At 71.1% G+C, this 1126-nt stretch carries 1 protein-coding gene; it reads right to left on the minus strand.

All coding sequences use genetic code 11. The annotated features are described in order from the left end of the window. Positions 1-67: 67 nt before the first annotated feature. On the minus strand, positions 68-1126 hold a 1059-nt coding region (locus AOK17_RS47575; RefSeq protein ID WP_055618829.1), incomplete at its 5' end, for an ADP-ribosylglycohydrolase family protein.

Here is a 1126-nt window from a genome sequence, read left to right on the forward strand (position 1 = left end):
GGTGGGGGGACTCCTGGTGGGGTGGGGATGCGGAGTTGGCTGCGCAGGGGAGGGCTTCGAGGTTCGGTCAGGTGGTCGGCCTGGTCGCCAGCTGCGCCGTCAGGTCGGCGAGGGTGTCGAAGCCCGTGCCGTTGAAGTCGCCGATGGATGTGGCCAGTCGGTTCTTGAGCGGGGTCGTCCAGCGGGACGGGATCGCTTCGGGGTTGCCCGCGAGCAGGCCCGTGATCGAGCCGGCCGTCGCGCCGTTCGAGTCCGTGTCCCAGCCGCCCGACACGACACGGCAGATGGAGGCCGTGAAGTCGCCGTCCGCGTGGGTGAGCGCGGCGGCGAGCAGGGCCGTGTTGGGGATGGCGTGGACCCAGTGGTACGCGGCGTGGGTGGCGTGCAGTTCGTCGACGACCGTGTCGAAGTCCCGCTGTTCCTGGGCCAGTTGGATCGCCTGGCGGACGGCTCGGGCCAGGCGTGAGTCGGGTGGGACGACCGTGAGGCCCATACGCAGGCAGGCGTGGATGTCGGTCGTGCCGGTGGCCGCCTCGGCGATGGCCGCCGCCGTGAACATCGCCGCGTAGACGCCGTTGGCGGTGTGGGTGAGGGTGGCGTCCCTGTGGGCCTGTTCCGCGGCGGTCGCCGGGGCGCCCGGGTTGGTCCAGCCGTGGGCGTCCGCGCGGATCAGGGCGCCGATCCATTCGCGGAACGGGTTGCGGTGCCGAGCCGTGTGCGGGGGCTCGATGCCGTCGAGGAGGTTGCGGTAGGCGACGCGTTCCGCGGTGAACGTGCGGCCCGCCGGGAGTTCGTCCAGCCAGAGGCGGGCCACGTCCGTGGTGGTGAAGTGCTTGCCGTGGCGTTGGAGGAGCAGGAGGTTCAGGAGGGGGTAGTTGAGGTCGTCGTCCTCCGGCATGCCGTCGATGTTCTCGGCGAGGGAGGTGGTCGCGGAGCGGCGGTTCCAGGGGTGGGTGGCCTTGAGGTGCGGGGGGAGGCCTCGTTCTGTGAACCAGGTGGTCAGGGGCCAGTTGCCGGTGGCTCTGGCGAGTTGGCGGATGCCGTCCAGGGGGAGTTTTTCCACTGGTTTGCCGAGGAGGCAGCCTGCGGCTCTGCCCAGCCAGGCGGCTTCCAGGCGGGGGTGGAG

It is taken from the genome of Streptomyces phaeochromogenes, from assembly GCF_001418655.1.
Lineage (GTDB): Bacteria > Actinomycetota > Actinomycetes > Streptomycetales > Streptomycetaceae > Streptomyces > Streptomyces phaeochromogenes.